Annotated in this window: 12 protein-coding genes; all 12 read left to right on the top strand. The window is 45.0% G+C overall.

The window, feature by feature from the left end; genetic code table 11:
• Positions 1-12 precede the first annotated feature (12 nt).
• The 12 genes from AC59IL_RS04075 to AC59IL_RS04020 all read left to right on the top strand — a co-directional run bounded on the left by AC59IL_RS04075 (position 13) and on the right by AC59IL_RS04020 (position 26,017).
• Complete coding sequence (locus AC59IL_RS04075; protein ID WP_496550805.1) at positions 13-3,357, top strand: SusC/RagA family TonB-linked outer membrane protein; 3,345 nt, start codon at positions 13-15, stop codon at positions 3,355-3,357.
• A 35-nt stretch (positions 3,358-3,392) separates the two neighbouring features.
• Complete coding sequence (locus AC59IL_RS04070; RefSeq protein ID WP_496550804.1) at positions 3,393-5,375, top strand: RagB/SusD family nutrient uptake outer membrane protein; 1,983 nt, start codon at positions 3,393-3,395, stop codon at positions 5,373-5,375.
• Between the two features lie 208 nt (positions 5,376-5,583).
• On the top strand, positions 5,584-7,242 hold the full coding sequence (locus tag AC59IL_RS04065; RefSeq protein WP_496550930.1) for a polysaccharide lyase: 1,659 nt from the start codon (positions 5,584-5,586) through the stop codon (positions 7,240-7,242).
• A 379-nt stretch (positions 7,243-7,621) separates the two neighbouring features.
• Complete coding sequence (locus AC59IL_RS04060; RefSeq protein WP_496550803.1) at positions 7,622-10,708, top strand: DUF6298 domain-containing protein; 3,087 nt, start codon at positions 7,622-7,624, stop codon at positions 10,706-10,708.
• Positions 10,705-12,117, top strand: coding sequence for a glycoside hydrolase family 140 protein (locus AC59IL_RS04055; RefSeq protein WP_496550802.1), 1,413 nt, complete (start codon positions 10,705-10,707; stop codon positions 12,115-12,117). Before AC59IL_RS04060 ends, AC59IL_RS04055 begins: the two co-directional genes overlap by 4 nt.
• Positions 12,118-12,202: 85 nt before the next feature.
• Complete coding sequence (locus AC59IL_RS04050) at positions 12,203-13,027, top strand: glycoside hydrolase family 43 protein (RefSeq protein WP_496550801.1); 825 nt, start codon at positions 12,203-12,205, stop codon at positions 13,025-13,027.
• A gap of 145 nt (positions 13,028-13,172) precedes the next feature.
• Positions 13,173-15,023, top strand: a complete 1,851-nt coding sequence (locus tag AC59IL_RS04045) for an exo-alpha-sialidase (protein ID WP_496550800.1) — start codon at positions 13,173-13,175, stop codon at positions 15,021-15,023.
• A gap of 89 nt (positions 15,024-15,112) precedes the next feature.
• Positions 15,113-16,666: an MGH1-like glycoside hydrolase domain-containing protein gene (locus AC59IL_RS04040; protein ID WP_496550799.1), complete on the top strand. Its 1,554-nt coding sequence runs from the start codon at positions 15,113-15,115 to the stop codon at positions 16,664-16,666.
• Positions 16,667-16,811: 145 nt separating this feature from the next.
• Complete coding sequence (locus AC59IL_RS04035) at positions 16,812-19,640, top strand: glycoside hydrolase family 2 protein (RefSeq protein ID WP_496550798.1); 2,829 nt, start codon at positions 16,812-16,814, stop codon at positions 19,638-19,640.
• 64 nt (positions 19,641-19,704) lie between these two features.
• Entirely contained in the window at positions 19,705-23,484 is a 3,780-nt protein-coding gene (locus AC59IL_RS04030) for a family 78 glycoside hydrolase catalytic domain (RefSeq protein ID WP_496550797.1), read from the top strand.
• Between the two features lie 121 nt (positions 23,485-23,605).
• Positions 23,606-25,000, top strand: a complete 1,395-nt coding sequence (locus tag AC59IL_RS04025; protein WP_496550796.1) for an alpha/beta hydrolase family protein — start codon at positions 23,606-23,608, stop codon at positions 24,998-25,000.
• Between the two features lie 135 nt (positions 25,001-25,135).
• Positions 25,136-26,017, top strand: coding sequence for a sugar phosphate isomerase/epimerase family protein (locus AC59IL_RS04020; RefSeq protein ID WP_496550795.1), 882 nt, complete (start codon positions 25,136-25,138; stop codon positions 26,015-26,017).
• Positions 26,018-26,039 lie beyond the last annotated feature (22 nt).

Below are 26,039 nucleotides of genomic sequence, written 5' to 3'. Positions count from 1 at the left end.
AACTAATGCTGTATGAATCTGCAACAATTGACAAAATCTTCTTTCACTTTTCTGCTATTGCTATTGATTGCAATAGGGACCTTTGCCCAGAATAAGATTATTACCGGAACGGTCAGGGACCCGGATGGTAATCCCCTGGAAGGTGTAACGGTGGCTGTTAAGGGACAATCCGGGAGCGTAATAACCGATCTAAAAGGATACTATGCTATAAAATCAGCACCAGGGGAAACGCTTACATTCACTCACGTTGCCTTCCAGACAAGAGAAATGAAGTTAGGTGATGAAAGTTCAGTGAATGTGTCACTTTCAAAATCTGACAGCAAGTTAGACGAGGTGATCGTGATTGGTTATGGTACGCAAAGGCAAAAAAATGTTACAGGGTCTGTAGTTTCGGTTAATCTTTCAAAGCTTTCCGAAATGCCCGTGGTAACGGTTACCGAAGCATTGAGAGGTCAGGTACCAGGACTAAGCGTAACGGGCGGAAGCACTCGTCCCGGCCTTATGCCCGCCTTAACCATTCGCCAGCAATTCAACTGGGGTAAAGACGGGGGGAATACAAACCCGTTGATTATCATCGATGATGTGATACAGGTCGATCCGTCAAACGGATTGTCTTCGTTAGACCGGTTTAACCTGCTTGATCTTTCAGAGGTGGAAAGTGTTACCGTACTGCGTGATGCGGCTGCAGCCATTTATGGTTCCCGCGCTTCGCAGGGCGCTATTGTTATAAAAACAAAAAGAGGAAAAGCCGGTGCGCCAAGGATTAATTACTCAGGTAAATTCGAAACCATGGATGCAGTAAGCCATGGTAAAGTGATGAATGCCTATGAGTATGGGGTGTTTGCCAATCGTTTCGGCCGGTCCCTTCCATGGAGCAGTAGCAATTACTATTTCAGTGATGCTGAACTGGAGCGCATGAAATCGTTGAACTATGATTGGTTGGGGAACGACTGGAGACGGTCTAATGCAATGCAACAATCTATTGATGTTAGCGGTGGGTCTGAAAGAGCGACTTTTTTTGTCGGCGGATCTTATTACGACCAGGGTGCTAATTTGGGATCGCAGGATTATAAAAAATATACCTTCAGGGCCGGTACAGATGTAACCGTGGCAAACGGCCTGAAATTAGCCGCCACCATTGCTGCAAACAACTTTAACCTTGAAAAATCATTTAACAAAGTTAATATTAACGACGGTAGCTACGGAATAGGGGGCGAGCAAATGGATTATAGCGCCTTGCTCCATATGCCTAAATACATACCGTGGATGCAAACCATTGACGGGGTAGACAGATATGTTGCGCCAGCCCTCGGCCCTCACAGAGTAGGCGCCGTAAATGGTGCTAATTCTCTTTCCAACTGGAACTATTATGCCCTGTTGAACAACGGGTCTAAAACAATAACTAACCAGTTTGGGTATAACGCTAATTTCTCGCTTCAATATGAAGTGCCATTCATAAAAGGTCTATCTGCTAAAGTTAATTACGCCATTCAGTCTTCCTCAAGCAAAAACGAGCAGGACCTGCTGGCGCAAACCCTGGTACTGGCTACCAATAACGCAGACGCGGATCATCACTTATATGATTCCGCAAAATGGTCTGCCCCTACTTTAAATAAGGCAAGTTCCCGTGTTACTTATGATAATACAACAGGAACTTCAGAGCAAATAAACTTCTTTGTGAATTATGAGCGTTCTTTTGGAGATCATAACATTTCTGCCGTATTTGCAGGTGAACGGGTGAAAAATACTTTTGAAGACAGGTTCCAGATCTATGACAACCCTGTTCCCGGTGTTTACAATGGTGCTTCTAATACTGCCGGTGCACTTAATACCAGTAATAGCTACATGAGACGCTTTGAAAGCGGAAGCCTTTCTTATTTAGGCCGGGTGAGCTATAATTATAAAAGCAAATATCTGGCTCAGTTCGTTTTCCGCCAGGACGCATCATCACGTTTTGCCCCTGAAAACTATTGGGGTTTCTTCCCAAGTATTTCACTGGGTTGGGTAATGTCTGACGAAAACTGGTTTAAAGACAACGTACCCTTCGTAAACTTCCTGAAGTTGCGTGCTTCAGTTGGTAAAACGGGTAATGATAATGTACAGCCCTGGAAATGGATGCAGTTGTATAATATAGAAACCGATAAAGGAAGCGCCTTTGGAGCGAGTGGTGGTGGTACCCTTACAAATGGCATTACAACCCAGGTTAGCCCTAACAGGGACATCAAATGGGACAAAACCATTCAGCGAAACATCGGTATTGATTTCAGCGTTCTCAGAAATCGCCTGTCTGTAACTATAGATAAATACTTCAATAAATCTACCGACGTGCTTACCCTGATGTCGAACGCCATCAATGTGCCTATTTCGGTTGGTGGTGCATTTGCTGAAGAAAACTATTCCGATATCAAATGGTGGGGTACAGAAATATCTGCTACCTGGAAAGACAAGATAGCTAACAAGGTTGACTACTCTGTGAGCATGAACTTTGGCATAGGTGATAACAAAACGCTCAAATACTTCGAACAGCCATATGGTTATCCATCCGTAATGTCGCTCAGGAAAGATGTGGGAAATTCTACCTACACTCCTGCATGGGGTTATAGAACATGGAAGGGAACCTCAACTGGCGACGGTATGTTGCGTACCGATGCAGATGTTGACGCATATTGGCAATATCTCACCGACAATGCGGCCAAATCGGGTGTTGCAGGCGCCGCGCCTAACTTCCTCGGTATCACTAGTAAATCGCAGATGAAAAAAGGGATGCTTGTATATGAGGATGTAGCAGGTAACCTTGATGTGGCAAACAAAACTTATGCCGGACCTAACGGGGTGATTGCGGAGAGTCAGGACTTCCAAATGTTAAAGAAAGACACCAGGACTTATGGCATTGCCACCAACCTGAGCTTTGGATATAAAGGCATTTCCTTGCAGGCGCAGATCCTTACATCTTGGGGTGGCCTTAACAGGATTGATTACATAAAGCAGGGTACAGGTAGTACACAAAGCATGTGGGCTCAACCTGTTTATCTGAACGATATGTATGATTCAACAGATAATCCCAATGGTAAATACCCCAATTTGGCCTTTTATGATAAGTTCGGCGGCGCCAACTCTGATTTCTTTACCATCTCTTCTTTCCGTATGTATGTGCGTTCGCTGAGCGTTGGCTATACAGTGCCGAAAGTATGGGTGCGGAAAGCGCATGTCGAAAACGCCAGGGTTTACCTAAGCGGTAATAACTTATGGGACTTCTTCAATCCTTATCCGAACAAGTACCGCAATATGTATGATGCACCAAATACCCTTTACCCAACATTAAGAACATGGGCGCTGGGCGTGAACTTAGGGTTTTAGAGATACCAATTTATTAAACTGATTATATTGTTTGTATGAAAAATAAAATAGCATATCTCTTGTTTTTCATTGTTGCTGTGAGCTCGGTAAGCTGTAATAAAAAGTTTCTGGAAGACATGAAGAGCTATAACAGTGTCGATGAAAGCATGTTTGGCAACGAAGTGCTCACTGGTTATTATATAGACAGGCTTTACAACTATTATTTCGCATCATATAAAAACCCTATGCTTACCGTGGTAGGATTGTATGATGATACCAGAAGAAATCTCACTGAAGAAGTTGGCGGACAGTCACCGTTTCCCAACTACATTAACCCAAATAAAACGCTGATGTTTGCAGCGGACGGTGATTCATATTACAATGGATCAACCTCAACACTTCCGGCCAGTGTTACAAATAATCCCTATACCCGGATAAGAAATGCCAATTTTTTGTTAGAAAGAATAGATGAGGTCGGCAAGGATCTTTCTGAAGATTTTCGGAATAAGGCAAAAGGGCAAATGTACTTTTTACGGGGGCTTCAGTATTTTGATCTTGTTCGCGTGTATGGTGGCGTTCCATTAGTATTGACAGTACAAAATGCCAGCGCTACAGATGAGAGTATCCGATTGCCACGTGCCAAATCATCGGAGGTTTTTGACCAGATCGCAAAGGATTTCGACTCGGCTGCAGCCTTATTGCCTAAGACATGGTCGAGCACTGATTATGGCAGATTTACGGCTGGCGCCGCCCTGGCTATGAAAAGCAGGGTGCTGTTGACCGCTGCAAGTCCTCTGTATAATGCTGACTGGGACAATCCGGGTGATGCACGCTGGCAAAAAGCACTTGATGCCGGTCTTGCTGCAGAAACTGCACTAACGGCAGCCGGTTATGGTAACGCCATCAATTCGGCAAAAGACTGGGCCGAAGTAACGTTTAAAAATGACAACTCTTTTAATGGTGAAGGTATCTTTGTGAACCTTCTTTCCAGTTCTTCTGCTTCATCCGGCGTTATTAATAATTCCTGGGAAAATTCAATCAGGCCAAAAGATCATAACGGTGGCGGTGGTATATCGGCTCCCAAAGATATGATTGACCTGTTTCCAATGTTTGATGGAAAACGTCCCACAGTGGCTAACGGTTATGACGAAACTTTCTTTTTTGCAAAAAGAGACCCCCGCTTCTATCGTACGTTTGCGTTTTCCGGAGCTAAATGGCCTTTTAAAGGCAATGCCAATAAAGTCACCTGGTTGTATAGATGGAAAAAAGATGCAACCTCCACTACCGTTACATACTATGGAAGTAACAGCGTAAGCAGCCCGGCTGTTGTTCGTAAAATGTCTAATCCCAATGCAGATAGTACGGGCTTCGCATTTTCCGGTACCGATATATTCGACTATCGCTACGGTGAATTATTATTGAATATTGCGGAGTGTTATGCAGCTAAAGGCGATATCGGTAATAGTGTTGCTTACCTTACCAAGATACGTAAGCGTGTATTTCCTGATTCTGTCAGTGCCAACAACTATGGTATAGGAACACCTGCAGACCGGTATGCCGCTTTGGAAGCCTGCCTGTATGAGCGCCGTGTAGAATTGGCCTATGAAGGTAAACGCTTCTGGGACCTTCAACGCTGGATGTTATACGACGACGAAGGCACAGATAATACGAATGCCAAACTGGGAATACCCAAGCTCAACGGCACCAGCCGTACAGGCTATTACTGGCAGTCGCAAACATATAACGCCGATCCGTTGACCCCGGCAGACAGGGCGTCTATCTCTATTGATCCTGATGCGTCAGATTTCAGTACTCAAATAGACAAACTGAAAATATTATTTACAAACAAATTTGTAAAAACGCCGCTCGATAATGCCATGGACCGCGATGGTACAACGCCGGTAAATATTTTGTTCAGATCGAACTATTATCTTGCCGGTATAACAGGTGGTGTTTTGGCCAATAACCCATGGTTAACGCAAACGATCGGTTGGCAGGATTATAGTGGAGGAATGGGAACATTCGATTATAAACAATAAGCATAAATAAGAAGAGGCTGTCTTTTTTGAGACTGCCTCGCTCTAAGAAGTATTGGTCAGATCTTACAAATGTTACAGGGAGGATGCAACCATCTTCCCTGTGTTTTTAAAAGCGAATTAAAATTTACAACATCTACAAGCAACCGATTGATAACTAAAAACCGTCTTTTATACAGTTAATATTACATGGAATTGAAAACCGATAATGATGATTATGAAATTTGTTCGCAACCTCGCTGTTGTTTCCGCATTGGGTTTTGTTCAGCCTGTAATGGCACAATACCCAACCATTCCACAGGATGTTCAAAAATGGTCAGATTCTTTGCTGAATGCAGAACAGGTTCGTTCTGAAGAAGCATGGGCCAAAGCATTGCCCATCATTCAGCAGGAAGCAAAGCAGGGTAAGCCTTACATTCCCTGGGCTGCACGACCTTACGATCTTCCGCAGGCCAATATTCCGGCATTTCCCGGTGCAGAAGGAGGCGGCGCTTACAGCTTTGGTGGCCGTGGTGGTAAGGTAATTGTTGTTACAAGTTTGGCCGACAGAGGTCCGGGCACTTTTCGTGAAGCGTGCGAAACCGGTGGCGCACGTGTCATCGTATTTAATGTAGCCGGTATCATTCGCATAAGTACACCAGTTATTATCAGGGCTCCCTATGTTACCATTGCCGGTCAAACGGCCCCTGGTGATGGAGTTTGTATAGCCGGTGAATCGGTTTGGATCAACACCCACGACGTTATTATACGTTATATGCGTTTCCGTCGCGGCGAAACCAATGTGGGGCGCCGGGATGATGCTATTGGCGGCAACCCCGTCGGCAATATTATGATCGACCACGTATCGGCCAGCTGGGGACTCGATGAAAATATGAGTATGTATCGCCACATGTATAACGACAGCACCGGTAAGCAGGAAGATAAATTACCTACTGTAAATATTACTATTCAGAACTCGATATTCGCCGAAGCGCTCGATACGTATAATCATTCTTTCGGCAGTACGTTAGGAGGCGAAAATTGCACCTTCATGCGCAATATGTGGGCCAATAACACCGGCCGCAATCCTTCTGTTGGCTGGTTCGGTATTTTCAATTTTGTAAACAATGTAGTGTTCAACTGGATGCACCGCTCGAGCGATGGCGGCGATTACAGGGCCATGTACAATTTCATTAATAACTATTACAAACCTGGTCCGGTTACACCTAAGAACAACAATGTGGGGCACCGTTTCCTGAAACCCGAGTCGGGCCGCAGCAAACTGAAATATCATGTATACGGCCGGGTTTATGCACATGGTAATATCATGGAAGGGTATGATGCTATTACAAAAGACAACTGGGCCGGTGGCATACAACTCGAAGAAAGCAGCGATGCCGGTGATCAGAAAGACTTTATAAAATGGAACGAACCCCTGCCAATGCCCAGGATGACCATTCTGCCGGCTTCAGAAGCATATGATTACGTATTAAAAAATGCAGGCGCCACCCTGCCCAAACGCGATGCGGTAGATACGCGCATTGCCGAACAGGTAAGAACAGGAAAAATATCTTATAAAGATGGCATAAAGTTGCCCGAAAAACAGTTTGAGCATCGTAAATTGCCGCTCGATTCCTACAAGCTCGGTATTATAACCGACGTATCACAGGTAGGCGGATATCCTGAATATAAAGGCACCCCATACAAGGATAGCGATAACGATGGCATGCCCGATGACTATGAGGTAAAGCATGGCCTGAATCCTAAAAACGCTGCAGACGCTTCATTAGATAAAGACAAAGATGGATACACCAATATTGAAGAGTATTTGAACAGTGTAGTGCCTGTAGGCAACGTAAAACCAGAGATTAGTAAAACAGCTAAAAAATAATGATTGCCGTAATATTTCGTTGAACGCAGCAGAAGTATTCACCGCTTCATTGTAAAAGCTCTTTATAGTATAGCCATGATTTTTTTACATGTTTAATTGGATCTAAAGAAACCGATTCGCAGTTGGTTATTTATTGCCTCGCTCTTCAGGGCAGGGCAAGTATGTCCTTTAATAATTTCTATGGCCTTCAGGCCATGTAACCGTCACAATTGTTGGCCCTCCCGCCCAGGCGGGAGGGTTTCCAACATATATTATTAATCATCAGGGAAAAATGTTTTTAATAATTTCATTGATACAGAAAGGCACATTTTGTAACTCGTTACATAAATTTCTCCTGCACTATATTGTACAACCGTTATTGATAACCTGTTTGCTGTTTGTGTCATTTGATACAAATGCCCAAAGCAATAAGAAGCCGTTACTCCCGGTAATGTACGAAAAAGGCCGGCTGATATACACGGCCGATTCTCTGGGTAACCGTATTCCCGACTTTTCTTATTGTGGTTACCACGCCGGCGACATAGCCATTCCAGATGTTCCCATACGCATAATGGTGCCTGTAAAACCAGGCGACGCTACTCAACGCATTCAATCAGCTCTCGATTATGTAGCTGCGCTGCCTGCTGCAAAAGATGGTATTCGCGGGGCTGTATTATTACAGCCGGGTATATATGAAGTAGCCGGTCAGCTGGTAATTCGTTCATCAGGTGTTATATTAAGAGGAAGCGGCTTTCAGGAGAACGGAACTGTTTTAAAAGGCACCGGAAAAGACCGGCAAACTTTGATTGTTATTACCGGTAAAAACGACAAAAAAGCTTCCTCCGAAATAAAGATCGCCGACCGGTATGTACCTGTAAATGCCGTTACGGTGAAAGTAGCTTCACCTAATTCATTTAAAGCAGGTGATAAGGTAATTATTCATCGGCCCTCAACCGCCAACTGGATAAATCTGTTGCATGCCACTCATTTTGGTGGAGGTGTTACTGCATTGGGATGGAAACCGGGGCAACGTGATATTTATTGGGATAGAACAGTGATATCAGTAAACAAAAATACCATTCAACTCGATGCACCAATAACAACCGCCCTCGATGAACAATTTGGCGGCGGAACCATCTCAGCCTATACCTGGCAGGGCCGTACGCACGAAACCGGGGTAGAAAATATCCGTTGTGTATCGGAATACGATGCCACCAATGCAAAAGACGAAGCGCATAGATGGATGGCCATCACCATTGAAAATACAACCGATGCCTGGGTACGGCAGGTAGTGTTTGAACATTTCGCCGGCTCTGCTGTGTTTATAACAGAAACCAGCAACCGCATAACGGTTGAAGATTGTAAGTCACTATCGCCCGTATCGGAAATCGGCGGGCAACGGCGCAATACTTTTTTTACCGCAGGCCAGCAAACCCTGTTTCAACGGTTATATGCTGAATACGGCTGTCATGATTTTGTAACAGGATTTTGCGCAGCCGGTCCCAATGCATTTGTGCAATGTGAATCGCATAATGCGTATGGGTTCAGCGGCGGACTCGATAGCTGGGCCAGTGGTGTATTATTCGATATGGTATATATCGACGGTCAGGCCCTTAGTTTAATGAATCGCGGTATGGATGGCAATGGGGCCGGGTGGGCCATGGCCAATAGTGTTTTGTGGAATACGACTGCTTCACGAATTGATTGTTACCAGCCGCCGGGCGCACAAAACTGGTCATTCGGTTGCTGGGGACAGTTTTCAGGCGACGGAAATTGGAATGAATCGAACAGCAGCATTGATCCCAATAGTTTATACTATGCTCAGTTAAAAGAGCGAATTAAAGAAGATATTACCAGCCGCACACAATTGCTGTTGCTTGAAACATCTGCCAGCAGCAATCCCACCATAGACCAGGCTGCGGCGCTCACTGCCCGGTCGGTAAATCCTGCGCCAACCCTTTCGCAATACATCGATGAAGCGCACAAACGTCAACCTATACCTGTTGTTACAACAGGGGTTAAAATATTTGATGAATCAATTATTAAAAAAACAGCACCGGTTCAATTTGCCGGCATATTACAGGTCGAAAACGGCTGGCTGGTTCGTGGTAATGCCGTGTTAACCGGCACAAGGGCCGAATCGCCCTGGTGGACGGGCAGTGCACGGCCATACGGGCTTACCGATGCCAAACCGGCCATCACCCGTTTCATTCCCGGCCGAACCGGAAATGGTTTAACCGACGACCTGTGCGATATGACCGATTCCATGAAAGCCAACCACCAACTGGTAATGGAACAGAACTATGCGCTTTGGTACGACCGCCGCCGCGATGATCATGAACGCATAAAGCGTATAGACGGAGACGTATGGACTCCATTTTACGAACTACCTTTTGCACGCAGCGGAAAAGACACTGCCTGGGACGGTTTAAGTAAATACGATCTTACAAAATACAATTACTGGTACTGGAACAGGCTGAAGCAATTTGCCGATCTGGCCGATCAGAAAGGACTGGTACTGGTTCATCAGAATTATTTTCAACATAATATCATTGAAGCCGGCGCCCATTATGCCGACTTTACCTGGCGGCCTGTTAATAATATCAACAATACCGGTTTTTCCGAACCGCCGCCTTATGCAGGTGGTAAACGCATTTTTATGGCCGAACAATTTTACGATGTTACCCATCCGGTGCGTCGTGAATTACATCGCGCTTATATACGCCAGTGCCTGAATAATTTTGCCAATAATAATGGTGTAATTCAATTTACCTGTGCTGAATATACAGGTCCCTTGCACTTTGTACAATTCTGGATAGATGTTATAAAAGAGTGGGAGCACGAAACCGGCAAAAAGCCATTGATTGGGTTAAGCGCTACCCGTGATGTGCAGGAGGCTATACTGGCCGATACCGCCCGCGCTTCTTTTGTTGATATAATTGATATCCGATACTGGTATTATCAAACTGATAATACGCTATACGCGCCGCCCGGCGGACAAAGTCTTGCTCCCCGGCAGCAGTTAAAGCAATACAAACCCCGCATCGGTTCGTCTGAGCAGGTATATCGTGCCGTTAGGGAGTACCGCGACAGGTTTTCCGGTAAAGCGGTGATGTACTCAGCCGGTAACTATGAAAATGTAGGATGGGCAGCATTTATGGCCGGTGGATCACTCGCCAGCATTCCGGTTATAGCCGATACTGGTTTTATAACTGCTGCAGCTGCCATGAAACCCATTGATGGTCCCTCAAAAGATCAATATACACTGGCCGATGCCGGTAATGGATATATTATTTACAGCGATAAGGCAAACGACCTGCAGGTTGATTTAACCAATGCAACCGGCACCTTCCGGGTAAAATGGGTTGACCCTGCTACCGGAAATATTATTGGTAAAGAAGAAAAAATAAAAGGCGGAAAACTGCTTTCCCTTCAACATGTAAAACAGGGAAGCGTAGTTGCATGGATAAAGAAAATTGGAGGATGAAAACCAAATCGATCATATTAATTATTGTGCTGGCAAGCTGTGTGGGGGGAGTTGCCTTTGGCAAGTTGTACAATGTTGCCTCTGTTTATACCAATCCCAAACCCTTAAAAATTTCTCCCAATGGTCGCTTCTTCATCACCTCAGATGGAAAACCTTTCTTCTGGCTGGGCGATACCGGCTGGCTGTTGTTTTCAAAACTAAACCGTGAGGAAGTTATTAAATACCTCGACGATCGTAAACGAAAAGGTTTCAATATTATTCAGGTGATGGTTTTGCATATGGTGACCGTGGTAAATGCTTATGGCGATTCGGCATTGTTGAACGGCAATGTTGCTACTCCGAATACAACCGGAGGCAACAACGCCGCCAATGCTACTGAATACGATTACTGGGACCATGTGGATTATATTGTAAATGCCGCTGCGCAAAGAGGTATTTATATAGCGATGGTGCCGGTTTGGGGCAGTGAAGTAAAAGCCGGACATGTTACCAGTGAACAGGCAAAGCAATATGCCGCTTTTTTAGCCAGGCGCTATAAATCAACAACGAATGTCGTTTGGATGAACGGTGGAGATATCAAAGGGAGCGATTCAATGGAAGTATGGAAAACGATCGGCAACACATTGCATGAAATCGATCCTGCACATTTGATCACTTTTCATCCCCGGGGCAGAATGCAATCATCAACCTGGTTTCATAATGAGTCCTGGTTGCAGTTTAATACTTTTCAATCGGGCCATCGCCGGTACAACCAGGATACCACGGCAGGTGAGCTGCATTATGGCGAAGACAACTGGCGATATGTGGAGGCTGATTATCAGTTAAGCCCTGTTAAGCCTGTGTTCGATGCCGAGCCGTCGTATGAAAAGATTCCTCAGGGATTGCACGATACTTTGGAAAAAGTGTGGACGGCCGATGATGTACGCCGCTATGCTTACTGGAGTGTTTTTGCCGGCGGTTGCGGGTTTACGTATGGTGATAATGCCGTTATGCAAATGCACCGCCCGGGCGATAAAGATGGTAACTACGGAGTAAAGGATTATTGGTTCAATGCCATCAATGATCCCGGCGCCTCGCAAATGGTACACCTTAAAAGCCTGGTGTTGTCGAAATCGTATTTCGACAGAGTGCCCGATCAGTCATTGTTATCGGGCGATGCCGGCGAAAAATACGACCGGTTACTGGCCACCCGCGGAAAAAATTATGCATGGATTTATACATACACCGGCAGGGTGATACGTATACAGATGAATAAATTAAAAGGAACTGAAATAAAAGCATCGTGGTACAACCCCCGGAACGGAAAATATACCCCCATAGGTTCCTTCACCAATAAAGGAACACAGGTATTTGATCCACCGGGAAGTCAGGTAGAAGGAAATGATTGGGTGCTTTGCTTTGAGTTTTAATGATTCACCATTCACGATGAAACATATTGCAGTATACATAATTTGCCTTTTCCTGTTTTCCTGCGCAGCCCAAAAGTCTGTGTACATGTTCACGTCGTTTCATGAACCGGCCACCGATGGGTTGCGTTTTTTATACAGTTATGATGGGCAAAACTGGAAAGATCTCGGGCGTACATTCATAAAACCCGATGTGGGCAGTAAGGTAATGCGCGATCCGTCTATTGCCAGAGGCCCCGATGGTGAGTATCACCTTGTATGGACAAGCGGCTGGAATAAGGATAAAGGGTTTGGCTATGCGCATTCTAAAGACCTGGTACATTGGTCTGAACAGCAGTATATTCCTGTTATGGAGCACGAAGAAACTGTGGTGAATGTTTGGGCCCCCGAAATATTTTATGATGATGCAGGCGGGCAGTTCATCATTGTGTGGGCGAGTACCATTCCTTTCAAATTCCCGAAAGGGCAGGAGGATGAGAACAATAATCACCGCCTGTATTATACGGTAACAAAAGACTTCAAAACTTTTTCACCTGCGAAATTATTTCTTGATCCCGGTTTTAGTGTTATTGATGCCGTGATCGTAAAAAGGGCGGCAAACGATTATGTGCTGGTGTTGAAAGATAATACCCGCCCAAACAGGAATATAAAAGTAGCGTTCGCCAATAATGCCCTCGGCCCCTGGAATAATGTGTCGGAACCCTTTACAACAAATTTCACCGAAGGCCCGTCGGTGGTGAAAACCGGTAAAGAATGGCTGATATATTTTGATGCCTATCGCAGCAAAACATACGAAGCTGTGAAAACAACCGACTTTAAACACTTCGACAGCGCGCATGTTTCGGTGCCCGAAGGGCATAAGCATGGGACGATATTTGTGACTACGAGGAAGGTTCTTGCCGGTATGAAGTAAGAAGTTCGCGCCAAGGCGCAAAGTCGCGAAGCGACTTCTTTGTGTTCTTAATTTGTTTCGGATAAGGCAAATGTCTGTTCATCCTGGCGCCCTGGCGCCTTTGCGCGAAATATAAACGAATGCTGCCAAAAAATGTATAACAACAATGATGATCCATATATCTAAAATATCAATTGTTTTATTTTTTATTGGATGTTGTTCGGGCGCATTGGCACAACAGGATACGGTACGCTATACCGGTAGTACCCTCGTGAATGTAGATTATCATCACGGACAATTATCACCTGCTGTTGGGGTGCATAATATACAGGTGTTGCGCGCCAACCGCGAACAGCCCGATGCTACCAATGGTTTTGGCTGGACGTATAACCATGCGCCCATGCTTACTTACTGGAACAATTCTTTTTATCTCGAATACCTCAGTAACCCCGTAGGCGAACATGTGCCGCCCGGGCAATCGTTTCTGCTCACTTCAAAAGACGGATATCATTGGTCGCCCCCCGTAGTAGCTTTTCCACCGTATAAAGTTCCCGATGGAACTACCAAGGAAGGTTATAATGGTGTTGCCAGCAACCTTTCGGCTGTGATGCACCAGCGAATGGGGTTTTATATCTCTGCCAAAAACAGGTTACTGATGTTTGCTTACTATGGCATTGTGCTGGGACCCAAAGACGACCCCAACGATGGCAATGGCATCGGCAGGGTAGTGCGTGAAATATATAAAGACGGCAGCTTCGGCCCCGTTTATTTTATCCGTTATAACCATGCGTTTAACGCTACCAATACTTCATATCCGTTTTTTGAACGCAGTAAAGACAAAGGCTTTCTTGAAGCCTGTAAAGAAATGCTTGCCAATCCATTGCTTACCCAGCAATGGAACGAAGAAGCCGACCGCAACGATCCATTGATAACACTCCACAACGATAATTACAAAGCCTTCAATTTTTATACGCTGCCCGATGGCAGAACGATAGGCTTTTGGAAATATGCGCTTACATCGGTAAGTAACGACAAAGGAAAAAGCTGGTTATATAATCCCGTTCGCGCCCCTCGTTTTGTAAACAGCAATGCGAAAATTTGGGGCCAGCGTACGTCGGATGGGAAATACATCACCGTTTACAATCCATCGGAGTTCCGCTGGCCTTTGGCGCTTTCGGTAAGTGACGATGGACTGAATTATAAAAATCTGTTGCTGGTAAACGGCGAAATAACGTCCATGCGCTATGGTGGAAATTACAAAAGTTATGGTCCGCAGTATGTAAGAGGGCTTGAGGCAAATGCGCTTTCGCCCGATGGCAATTGCTGGGTTAGCTATAGCATGAATAAAGAAGATATCTGGGTGTCGTGCATACCCGTTCCGGTGAGGGATAAAGTGGAGCAGGATGTGAACGATGACTTTGCCCAACTGCCCGAAGCTACTGCTTTGAAAGAATGGAATGTGTTTAGTCCGCTGTGGGCCCCGGTAGCCATTGAAAAAATGACAGATGGTACCCGCGCTCTCGCATTGAAAGACAAAGATCCTTTTGATTTCGCCAAAGCAGAACGAGTAGTTCCAGTTGCTAAAAAAATGACAGCCGAATTTTCGGTTATTCCTCAGCAGCAGGATCATGGCAATTTGTATATAGAATTTCAGGATGCGAAAGGAAATGCCGGCGTCAGGCTGATATTCGATTCAACCGGAACGCTGGTAACAAAAACTGGTTACAGATATAAGAATGTAACCAAATACAAGGCAGGTGAACGATATGATGTTAAAATATCGCTCAATGCCGATGCCCGTTTTTATACCGTAACCGTGAATGGAAAAGAAAGCGGCGGTTTATTATTTTTTGCACCGCTCGAAAGCGTTCAGCGGATCGTGTTCAGGACCGGCGAGGTACGGCGCTTTCCCAATGCCGATACACCTACCGACCAGATGTATGACTTGCCGAACTCCGGTGCGCAGGATAAGCCGGCAACGTTTTATATACGGTCGTTGAAAACGACAAAAGAATAATGTTTCGCGCGAAGACTAAGCCCTACAAACCATAAACCACAAACCACAAACAAACATATAGTGCCTTTGCGAGAGATTAACTGACCGAAATGATCAAAAGACCAACCATATTATCACTCGTATTTTTTTTACTCACAACCTGTGTTGTGGCTCAAAAAAATACACACAGCAAAACCACTGTACCTGTGCTCAGGGCCGATAACTTTCGCCATTACGTTGATTACTTCAACAAAATGGAAGATGAGAATATTGCCCAGGCCATTCCCAATGCAAAAGCCTGGGACTGGATGAGAGTAAATATTCCCCTGTTCGAATGTCCGCAGCAAAACTTTGAAGAAATGTGGTATTTCCGCTGGTGGACGTTGCGCAAACACCTGAAACAAACACCGGCCGGGTATGCATTTACCGAGTTTCTGGTACCCCGTACCTATGCCGATAAATACAACCTCATCAGTTGTGCCCTGGCGCACCACATCAATGAAGCCCGCTGGTTGCACAACGGTCTTTACCTGAACGAATACGTGCATATATGGTACAGAGGCAATAATGGTAAAAGCATGGACAAGCTGCATAAATTCAGCAGCTGGGCTGCCAATGCCATGTATAACCGCTATCTCGTAAACCGCGATAGCAGTTATGTCATCGACATGTTGCCCGATCTCGAAACAGATTATACCCGCTGGGAAACCGAGAACCGGCTGCCGAATGGTCTTTTCTGGCAATCGGATGTTAAAGACGGTATGGAAGAAACCATCAGCGGCGGCAGACGTGAAAAGAATGCGCGTGTTACCATCAACAGTTATATGTATGGTAATTCGCTCGCGTTGGCCAACATCGAATCATTGGCAGGCAATAAAACCAAAGCCGATGCATATCGCCTGAAAGCCGATACCCTGAAAATTTTAACACAACAATTATTATGGAATGCAAAAGATACCTTCTTTGAAACTTTAAAGGAAACCGGTTTGCCGGCGAATGTGCGCGAAGAGATTGGATTTTTACCCTGGTATTTTAACCTTCCCGATACCGGTTACGAAGCAGCCTGGGAAAAAGTGGCTGATAAGAATGTATTTCTGGCGCCTTTCGGCATTACTACGGCCGATCAAAGGCATCCGCAATTTCGTACGCATGGTTCCGGCAAATGTGAGTGGGACGGCGCCATCTGGCCATTTGCTACCGCACAAACTATGACGGCGATGGCTAATCTGCTGAACAACTATCAGCAGAACGCAGTAAATGATTCGATCTATTTTAAACTGATGGAATTGTATGTGGAGTCGCAATACTATCGCGGACGCCCGTATATTGGCGAATACCTCGATGAAAAAACCGGCTATTGGTTAATGGGCGACAGAGAACGCAGCCGGTATTATAATCACTCCACCTTCAATGATCTCATCATTACCGGCCTGGCAGGCCTGCGCCCGCGTGCCGATAATACCATTGAAGTACATCCCCTGTTGCCCGGTAACAAATGGGATTGGTTTTGTGTAGACAACCTGTTATACCATGGAAAAATAATAACCATCATCTGGGATAAAGATGGAACAAAATATAAAAAAGGAAAAGGATTAAGTGTGTGGGCAAACGGAAAGAAAGTGGCGCAAAGTGCAACACTGCAAAAAATAACAGGTAAGATATGATACGTCCTGCAGGGACGAAATATAGGTAAGGAAAATTCCCGTCCCGTTAGGGACGAAATGTTGGTAAGGACGATATGTCGGTAGCAAAATCGTAACACAAGGGTTTTCGCCCCGTAGGGATGAAATGTTGGTAAAAAAAATGGCAATGTTTAAAAGAAAAAATTGTTTCAGGATTTTAGTGATCGGCTTGTTGTGCATGACTTACAGTGTAATATATGCGCAACAAACCGAAGTGCAGTACTTGTCGGGCACCGGCAGCGACAATACCGTTAACTGGCAGTTTTACTGCACGGCTGGCCGCAATTCGGGTAAATGGACAACCATACCTGTTCCTTCAAACTGGGAAGTACAGGGTTTTGGTACTTACAACTACGGGCTCGATAAAGATACTGTGCGTGGCAAAGAACAGGGATTGTATAAATATAATTTTAGTGTTCCGGCTGCATGGCTGGGAAAAACGATTGAAATAGTTTTTGAAGGTTCCATGACCGATACCGAAGTGAAGATAAATGGTAAGCTGGCAGGAGCTACTCACCAGGGTTCTTTCTATTGTTTTAAATACGATATCACGCAATTATTAAAATATGGTAAAAAGAATTTGCTCGAGGTAAAAGTATCCAAGCACTCAGCCAATGAATCGGTGAACGGGGCCGAGCGCCACGGCGATTTCTGGATCTTTGGCGGCATCTTTCGCCCTGTTTACCTGCAGGCTTTACCGGCTGAGCATATTGCTCATGTTGCTGTGAACGGCAATGCAAATGGTGAATTTTCGGCGAAAGTAAAGCTGTCGGAGGAGGTAACGCATGCCGATGTGGTAACTGCGCAGTTGTATTCCTTTGATGGAAAGAAAACAGGCGACGCTTTTTCTGCCAGAATACAGCCCAATGATACAGAAATAATGTTGCAAACAACGGTAACATCGCCTTTGTTATGGACACCTGAATTTCCCAACCGGTACCGGATTGAATTTACTTTGCTGTATAAAGGCAAAGCAATTCATACCGTACAGGAAAAATTTGGATTTCGTACCGTTGAATTGCGCGAAAAAGATGGCGTTTATCTGAATGGCGTAAAAGTAAAGTTCAAAGGGGTGAACCATCATTGCTTCTGGCCAACAACTGCCAGGGCGTTGAACGAAACAAGGAGCATCGAGGATGTGCTGATGATCAAAGATATGAACATGAATGCCGTTCGAATGTCGCATTATCCGCCCGATGCACATTTTTTAAATGCATGCGATTCGCTGGGTTTAATGGTGCTGGATGAACTGTGCGGATGGCACAAAGCCTACGATACAAAAGTGGGAACTGCTTTGGTAAACGAAATGATAGCGCACGATTGCAATCATCCTTCGATAGTTATTTGGGATAATGGCAATGAAGGCGGACATAATTTTGATCTGGATGCTGTATTTGATGAAGCCGATTTTCAGCATCGTCCGCTCATTCATCCCTGGCAGGTATTCCGCAATGCCGATACACAGCATTATATCAATTACGACTATGGCAACGATACCCATCTGCATGGTCATAACATAACTTTCCCTACCGAGTTTTTACATGGATTATATGATGGCGGCTTAGGGGCCGGTTTAGAAGATTATTGGGAACTGATGTGGCATCACCCGTTATCGGCCGGTGGTTTTTTATGGGTGTTTGCCGATGAAGGGGTAGTGCGTAAAGATAAAAACGACAGTATCGATACCGATGGCAATCATGCGCCCGATGGAATTGTTGGTCCGTTCCATGAAAAAGAAGGAAGTTATAATGCCATTAAAGAAATATGGTCGCCCGTTCATTTTGAGCATAAAGAAATTACACGGGCTTTTGATGGCAGCCTGCCTGTTGAAAACCGCTATCATTTTACCAATCTTAACCAATGTAAATTCAGCTGGAAGCTGAGCATGTTGCAGTGGGTAGATAATAATGGTGTTGTAGATGCGCTTACCGGAACATGCAATGCGGCAGATATAAAACCCGGTGAAAAGGGGGCGTTGTCATTTAATATACCAAATAACTGGCAGCAATACGATGTGTTGTATATAACAGCATACGACCCGCATGAAAAGGAAATATTTACCTGGAGCTGGCCGATTACCAAACCTGCTAACCTGGCCGCCCGCTTTATAAAGTCTGAAGGACACGCTGCGGTTTCGGTTAGTGAAAACGATAGCCTGTTGACTGTTGTTGCGGGTGATGTGACCATTTCGCTGAATACCAAAACCGGTCTGTTGCAAAAGGTGCAAAATGTAAAAGGCATGATCCCTTTAACAAATGGCCCTGTATTGTGTGAAGGCGAAACCGGCTTTATAAAATGGAACCATCGCAAAGAAGGCGACAATGTGGTGATTAGTGCGGAGTTGCAAAAGAAAAGCAACTGTCAGCAACTGGAGTGGACCGTTTATCCATCAGGCTGGGCTAAAATGCAGGTGAAGTATTTTCCAAAGGAATATGAGTCGTCGTTACTGGGTGTTAATTTTTCGTTTCCCGAAGATAAAGTAAAGAAAATAGAGTGGGTGGGTAATGGTCCGTATCGTGTATGGAAGAACCGTATGAAAGGAGGCAGATTGAATTTCTTTGAAAATGCTTACAATAACACGGCTACCGGTGAGGGTAAACCGGTATATCCTGAATTTAAGGGATATTATTCAAATCTGTACTGGATGAAGCTGATCACTACCGGTCAGCCGTTGACCGTGGTTTGTACGAATGAAGATGTTTTTCTAAGGTTGTTTACCCCTAAATTTTCATCAACGCCGTTCAACACGGCACCTGCATTTCCGGGTGGCGATATTTCCTTTATGCATGGCATATCGCCTATTGGCACAAAGGGACAAAAGCCCGAAAAGATGGGACCTATGGGGCAAAAACATATGTATTACGATTACAGCAAAGACCCGATGTATGCAAAGGAGATCACATTGTTTTTTGATTTTTCGGGTAAGGGCATCAAAGAGATAGCTCTTAAGAAATAGAATGGGTAACCCTTTCAGTGGTGGCTCATTCTGACTGGCAAATTATAAAATGAATTAACAGTAAATGGGTTTTATAACAAGATATAGTATTGTTGTTTTTATAACTGTTTTGTTTGCGGCAGCAACTGTCAATGCTCAAATCACCGTTCAGCAGCTTCGTTGCGAAATGCTGAATAATCCCGAAGGCATTGATGTAGTGCAGCCACGTTTAAGCTGGCAGGTGAGCGGCACTGCGCGTGGTATTCAACAAACAGCTTACCAGGTGCTGGTGGCTTCTTCACCCGAAAAACTGGCACGAAATGAAGGCGATTTCTGGAATTCGGGCAAAGTCGTTTCTGATCAGTCGATTCATATCTTATATAAAGGCAAGCCACTTGCCAGTCGCAAGGCCTGTTACTGGAAAGTAAAACTGTTTACGAACAAAGGCGAAAGCAAATGGAGCGAAACCGCACGCTGGAGCGTTGGCTTGCTGGCGCCAACAGACTGGCAGGCACAATGGATCGGTTTTGATAAAACCATGCCCTGGGATAGTCTTACCCAGTTTTCGCGTTTGTCTGCCCGTTATTTCAGAAAATCATTCACAACGGCTGCTGTAAAAAAAGCTACCGTATACATAGCTGGTTTGGGTTTATGTGAATTGTATGTAAATGGTGAACGTATTGGCGACCAGGTGCTGGCGCCGGCTGCCACCGATTATACAAAATCAGTTTTGTACAATACGTATGATGTAACTGCCAAACTGCAGAAGGGCGACAATGTGATTGCCACTGTGCTGGGCAACGGACGTTTTTTTACCATGCGGCAGAACTACAAGCCCAGGAAGATCAAAACCTTTGGCTTCCCAAAAATGTTGTTGCAGCTCGAAATAGAATACACGAATGGTACAAAGAAAACGATCGTATCAGACGCATCATGGAAGATGACAGCTGATGGCCCCATTCGTACCAATAACGAATACGATGGCGAAGAGTACGATGCCACCAAAGAAATGACCGGATGGAACAACAACGGTTTTAACGATAACAACTGGCAATTAGCGCAACCCGTAGATGCTCCCGGCGGAAAGCTAACCGCGCAAATGAATGAACCCGTTAAAATAATGCAAACGGTAAAACCGGTTGCTATTAATGAGGTAAAACCCGGCGTGTTCATTATGGATATGGGCCAGAATATGGTAGGCTGGTTACAAATGAAGCTGAGGGCGAACAAAGGTATGCGGGTGAAATTGCGCTTTGCCGAAAGCCTGCAACCCAATGGAGAACTATATACCGCCAATTTGCGCGATGCCAGAGTAACGGATATATATACTGCCAAAGGTGGTGGCGAAGAAACCTGGCATCCGGCTTTTGTATTTCATGGTTTCAGGTATGTTGAAATCAGCAATTATCCCGGTACACCTGCCATTAATGATTTTGAAGGACAGGTGATTTATGATGCCATTCAAACAACCGGCAGTTTCGAATCCGGTAATGAAGTAATCAATCATATTTATAAAAATGCGTGGTGGGGTATCAGCGGCAATTATAAAGGCATGCCGCTCGATTGTCCGCAACGCAATGAACGCATGCCCTGGCTGGGCGATCGCGCCATTGGGTCATTGGGTGAAAGTTTTTTGTTCGGCAATGGTAACCTGTATGCCAAATGGTTGCAGGATATTCAGGAATCGCAAACCGATGCGGGTGCTATACCCGATGTGGCGCCGGCCTTCTGGAATTATTACAGCGATAACGTTACCTGGCCTGCCACCTATATCACTGTAGCCGACATGCTGTATAATCAGTATGGCGATAAACGGGTCATTGAAAAGCATTATGCCTCTATGAAAAAATGGCTGGCATACATGCAAACGAAATACATGACCGGTTTTATTGTAACCAAAGATAAATATGGCGACTGGTGCGTGCCCCCCGAATCGCCTGAGCTGATCCATGCAAAAGACAGCGCCCGCATAACCGATGGCACGCTGATAGCTACGGCATATTTCTATCGCATGTTGTGGTACATGCAACGTTTTGCAGGGATATTGAACAAACCGGCCGATGCAAAAGAATTTGCCGGTCTGAATAAGAATATTCAACAGGCATTTAATAAAAAGTTTTTCAATAAGCAAAAGAAGTGTTACGGCAATAATACCGTTACCGCTAATTTGCTGCCCCTGTATTTCAACATGGCGCCTGATAGTGTAAGGGAAGCCATATTCGACAATATCGCCCATACTGTTTGGAACGAAAATCATGGACATGTTAGCACCGGTTTAATTGGAGTGCAATGGCTGATGCGCACCTTAAGTAATTACCAGCATCCCGATATAGCTTATACGCTGGCGGCCGATACTACTTATCCATCGTGGGGCTATATGGTAAAACATGGTGCTACTACCATTTGGGAATTATGGAACGGCAATACGGCCAATCCGCAAATGAACTCGCAAAACCATGTGATGCTGCTCGGCGATTTGCTCACCTGGCTATACGAAAATATGGCCGGTATTAAAACCGACAGCATACAAACCGGTTTCAAAAAGATCATTATGCAACCTACGCCGGTTGATGGACTCACTTGGGTTAATGCATCATACCAAAGTGTTCATGGTTTAATAAAGAGTGAATGGAAAGCCGAAACAGACCGCTTTATATGGAATGTTACCATCCCTGCCAATACAAAAGCTATTCTATATATACCTGCTGCATCTGTTAATGATATTCTGGAAAGCGGTAAGCCGTTAACGGCAACGGAAGGTGTTCGGTTTTTACGTGTTGAAGGAAAGAAAGTGGTATTGGAAGTTGGTTCAGGTAATTATGCTTTTGTTGCAACAAAAGCATGGAGGAACGGCATTGTAAAAGACGAATTTATCTTCAATAAAACGTCCTTTCCCGAAAGTCATGCGGCCACTATTGCCGAAACACCAAAAGGACTGGTGACTGCCTGGTTTGGCGGCACCAAAGAAAGAAATCCTGATGTTGGTATTTGGGTAAGCCGACTGGTAAACGACGGATGGACGGCCCCGGTAGAAGTGGCCAACGGCATCATCAATGATACGTTGCGTTATGCTTGCTGGAATCCTGTATTGTACCAGGTTCCCAACGGGCCGTTGTTGTTGTTTTATAAAGTGGGGCCCAAAGTATCGGGCTGGAAGGGTTGGTTAATTACATCGAAAGATAATGGCATAACCTGGAGCAAACCACAGGCGCTGCCCGATGGATTTTTAGGACCTGTGAAAAACAAACCGGTGCTGTTATCAAATGGAGAACTGATTTGTCCTTCAAGCACCGAGGAAGGCGGATGGAAGATACACTTTGAAGCAACACCCGATTTTGGAAAAACATGGAAGATGGTGGGGCCTGTGGCCGACGATAAAAAGATCAATGCTATTCAGCCTTCTGTATTGCAATACAATAACGGGAAGTTGCAGGTGCTTTGCCGCAGCAAAAGCGGTGATCTGGCAACATCATGGTCGGTAGATAGCGGTAAAACATGGTCGCTGATGGAGGCAACCAGTATGCCGAACAATAATTCGGGAACTGATGCTGTCACTTTGCAGGATGGTCGCCAGTTGCTGGTATATAATCATGTAAAAACGCCTCCCGGTCAAAGCAAAGGCGCCCGTACGCCGCTGAATGTAGCTGTGTCGCAGGATGGCAAACAATGGTATGCGGTACTGGTGCTCGAAGATTCGCCGGTAAGTCAGTATTCGTATCCTTCGGTGATACAATCATCCGATGGCATGGTGCATATTGTATATACCTGGCGAAGAGAGCGGATCAAGTATGTGAAAGTGGATCCTTCGAAGTTGAAGGAGGTGAAGATAGAGAACGGGGCGTGGCCGTCAATAAGTAGTAAGTAATAAGTTATAAGTAATAAGTATGCAGCCATTAAATCCTGAGCGCAGTCGAAGGATTTGCAATTAAGTCCTGAGCGTAGTCGAAGGACTACAAAATGAAATGATCAAAGATTAGCGTCCCAATATGTCAAAAAAAATATTAATTATATTCTGTTGTGTTTTGTGTTCGCTGCATGGCATTGCGCAAACGTATGATGATTTGTATCGCGAGCCGCTGAAGCAGGTGTTAACGGATATTCAGCAACAGTATGGCATTACCATCCGGTACAACGATACGCTGGTGCGTGACCATTGGGTTACCTATGCCCGCTGGCGGTTCAGGACCGATGTAGAGAAAACGCTGGAGAATGTGTTGGCCACGCAGGACCTGTCGTTCAGCAAAATCAGTGAAAAAAGGTATAAGATAAGTCCTTTTCAATACCATCTTAAAACAGTAGCAGAAGGAAAGGCGCAACTGGAATATTTATCGTCGTTATATTATGATGCCGCTTCGTGGGAAAAACGCAAAACCGAATTGCGTGCCTGTATGATGCAGGCGCTTAAATTATCGCCCATACCTTCAGCGCCTGCCTCAAAACCCATTGTTACTGCCATCAGAAAAATGGATGGTTATACGGTAGAAAATATAGCCTTTGAAGTATTGCCCGGAGTGTATATAGCAGGTTCTTTATACAAGCCTGCAAAGATAAAAGGAAAGATACCGGTGGTGTTATGTCCCGATGGACATTGGGATAAGCACCGGTACCGCGATGATTGTCAGTTTCGTTGCGCCACATTGGCCCGCCTCGGCTGCATGGCCATCAGCTACGATCTGTTTGCCTGGAATGAATCGATGTTACAGTTTAAATTCGAAGACCATCGCCGCAGTCTGGCCATGACGGTTCAAACACTCACCGCGTTTCGTATTCTTGATTATTTGTTATCGTTGAAAGAAACAGATACCAGTCGCGTGGCCATCAGCGGTGGATCAGGCGGCGGCAATCATACTATGCTGGTATCGGCGCTCGACGACCGTATCAAATTGACGGCGCCGGTGGTTTCCTTGTCGTGCTATCATAGTGGCGGTTGTCCCTGCGAAAGCGGTATGCCGGTGCATTTCTGCATGGGCGGCACCAATAATGCCGAAATAGCCGCTATGGCTGCTCCACGCCCGCAGCTTGTTATTTCGGATGGTAAAGACTGGACAGATAAAGTTCCTGAGATTGAATACCCGTATCTGCAAAAAATGTATGGCTTCTACGGCAATCAGTCATTGGTTGAAAATGTACACCTGCCACAGGAAGGACATGATTACGGGATTAACAAACGTAGTGCAGTATACGAGTTCGTTGCAAAGCATTTTCATCTGGATATAAATAAAATAAAAAACAAAGAAGGAAAGATCGACGAAAGCAAGGTCACCATTGAGCCCGAAACAGCTCTATATGTATTTGGAGAGCATGGAGAAAAATTGCCGGCCAATGCCATACATGGCTATGAGCAGTTGCAAAGGCTTTTTGAAGTTGTAAGTATTAAGTAATAATAAGTTGACATATTAATAAGTTGACAAGTTAACTGGTTGATCAGTTAACAGGATAACAAATTAACGGGTTGACCAGTATGCTGAGCGTATTGCCGTTTGCTGATTGACGTTTGACGATTCACCATTCACTATATGATAAATAAAAAAATAATTACGATTTGTTTGCTGGTTGCAATGTGCACCGGTTGCATAGCCACAGCACAGCAAACCAATTCTTCCGCACAACGCTATAAAATTGCCGTAGTGGATTTAATGATCCTTAAACGCCAAAAGCTCGGCGCATTCCAGTTAACGAAAGACATTGGCGCCGATGGGGTAGAAGTTGATATGGGTGGTTTGGGCGATCGCGAAACTTTCGATAACCAGCTGGCCAATGACTCCATACGCACGCAGTTTTTAAGTAAAGCAAAAGAACTGGATCTTGAAATTCCTTCTCTGGCTATGACCGGTTTTTATGCGCAGTCATTTCCCGAAAGACCTACCGCTGTGAAAGCAGTACAGGATTGCATCAATACCATGAAACAGATGAATGTAAAGATTGCTTTTCTGCCATTGGGAGTAAAGGGTGATCTGGTAAAGTATCCCGAACTGCGGCCCGCTGTGGTTTCACGATTAAAAGAAGTAGGTAAAATAGCTGAAGAAGCGGGCGTGATCATTGGTATTGAAACTGCTTTGAGCGCTACCGAAGAAGTAAAGCTGTTAAAGGATATCGGATCGCCGGCCATTCAGATCTATTTCAACTTTGCCAATCCGTTACAGGCCGGCAGAAATTTGTATAAAGAGCTGGCCATTTTAGGTAAGCATCGCATCTGCCAGATCCATTGCACCAATAAAGACAGTGTATGGCTGCAAAACGATCCGCAAATAAATATGAACCAGGTAAAACTAACCCTAAATAAAATGGGGTGGAGCGGCTGGCTGGTGATCGAACGGTCGAGAGATGCCACCGATCCGCGCAATGTGAAAAAGAATTTCGGTGCCAATACAGCTTATATGAAGTCGATATTTCAATAGATGCTGTACCATGGCTTCGCAA

The sequence above is a fragment of the Niastella sp. sgz303648 genome (genome assembly GCF_059587045.1).
The sequence above is the reverse complement of the archived record's forward strand: the minus strand, read 5'-3'. Positions and strand labels throughout refer to the sequence as shown.

Coding starts and splice junctions, on each gene's coding strand:
- AC59IL_RS04075 (WP_496550805.1), top strand. CDS start 13: ATGAATCTGCAACAATTGACAAAATCTTCTTTCACTTTTCTGCTATTG.
- AC59IL_RS04070 (WP_496550804.1), top strand. CDS start 3,393: ATGAAAAATAAAATAGCATATCTCTTGTTTTTCATTGTTGCTGTGAGC.
- AC59IL_RS04065 (WP_496550930.1), top strand. CDS start 5,584: ATGATTATGAAATTTGTTCGCAACCTCGCTGTTGTTTCCGCATTGGGT.
- AC59IL_RS04055 (WP_496550802.1), top strand. CDS start 10,705: ATGAAAACCAAATCGATCATATTAATTATTGTGCTGGCAAGCTGTGTG.
- AC59IL_RS04050 (WP_496550801.1), top strand. CDS start 12,203: ATGTTCACGTCGTTTCATGAACCGGCCACCGATGGGTTGCGTTTTTTA.
- AC59IL_RS04045 (WP_496550800.1), top strand. CDS start 13,173: ATGATGATCCATATATCTAAAATATCAATTGTTTTATTTTTTATTGGA.
- AC59IL_RS04040 (WP_496550799.1), top strand. CDS start 15,113: ATGATCAAAAGACCAACCATATTATCACTCGTATTTTTTTTACTCACA.
- AC59IL_RS04035 (WP_496550798.1), top strand. CDS start 16,812: ATGTTTAAAAGAAAAAATTGTTTCAGGATTTTAGTGATCGGCTTGTTG.
- AC59IL_RS04030 (WP_496550797.1), top strand. CDS start 19,705: ATGGGTTTTATAACAAGATATAGTATTGTTGTTTTTATAACTGTTTTG.
- AC59IL_RS04025 (WP_496550796.1), top strand. CDS start 23,606: ATGTCAAAAAAAATATTAATTATATTCTGTTGTGTTTTGTGTTCGCTG.
- AC59IL_RS04020 (WP_496550795.1), top strand. CDS start 25,136: ATGATAAATAAAAAAATAATTACGATTTGTTTGCTGGTTGCAATGTGC.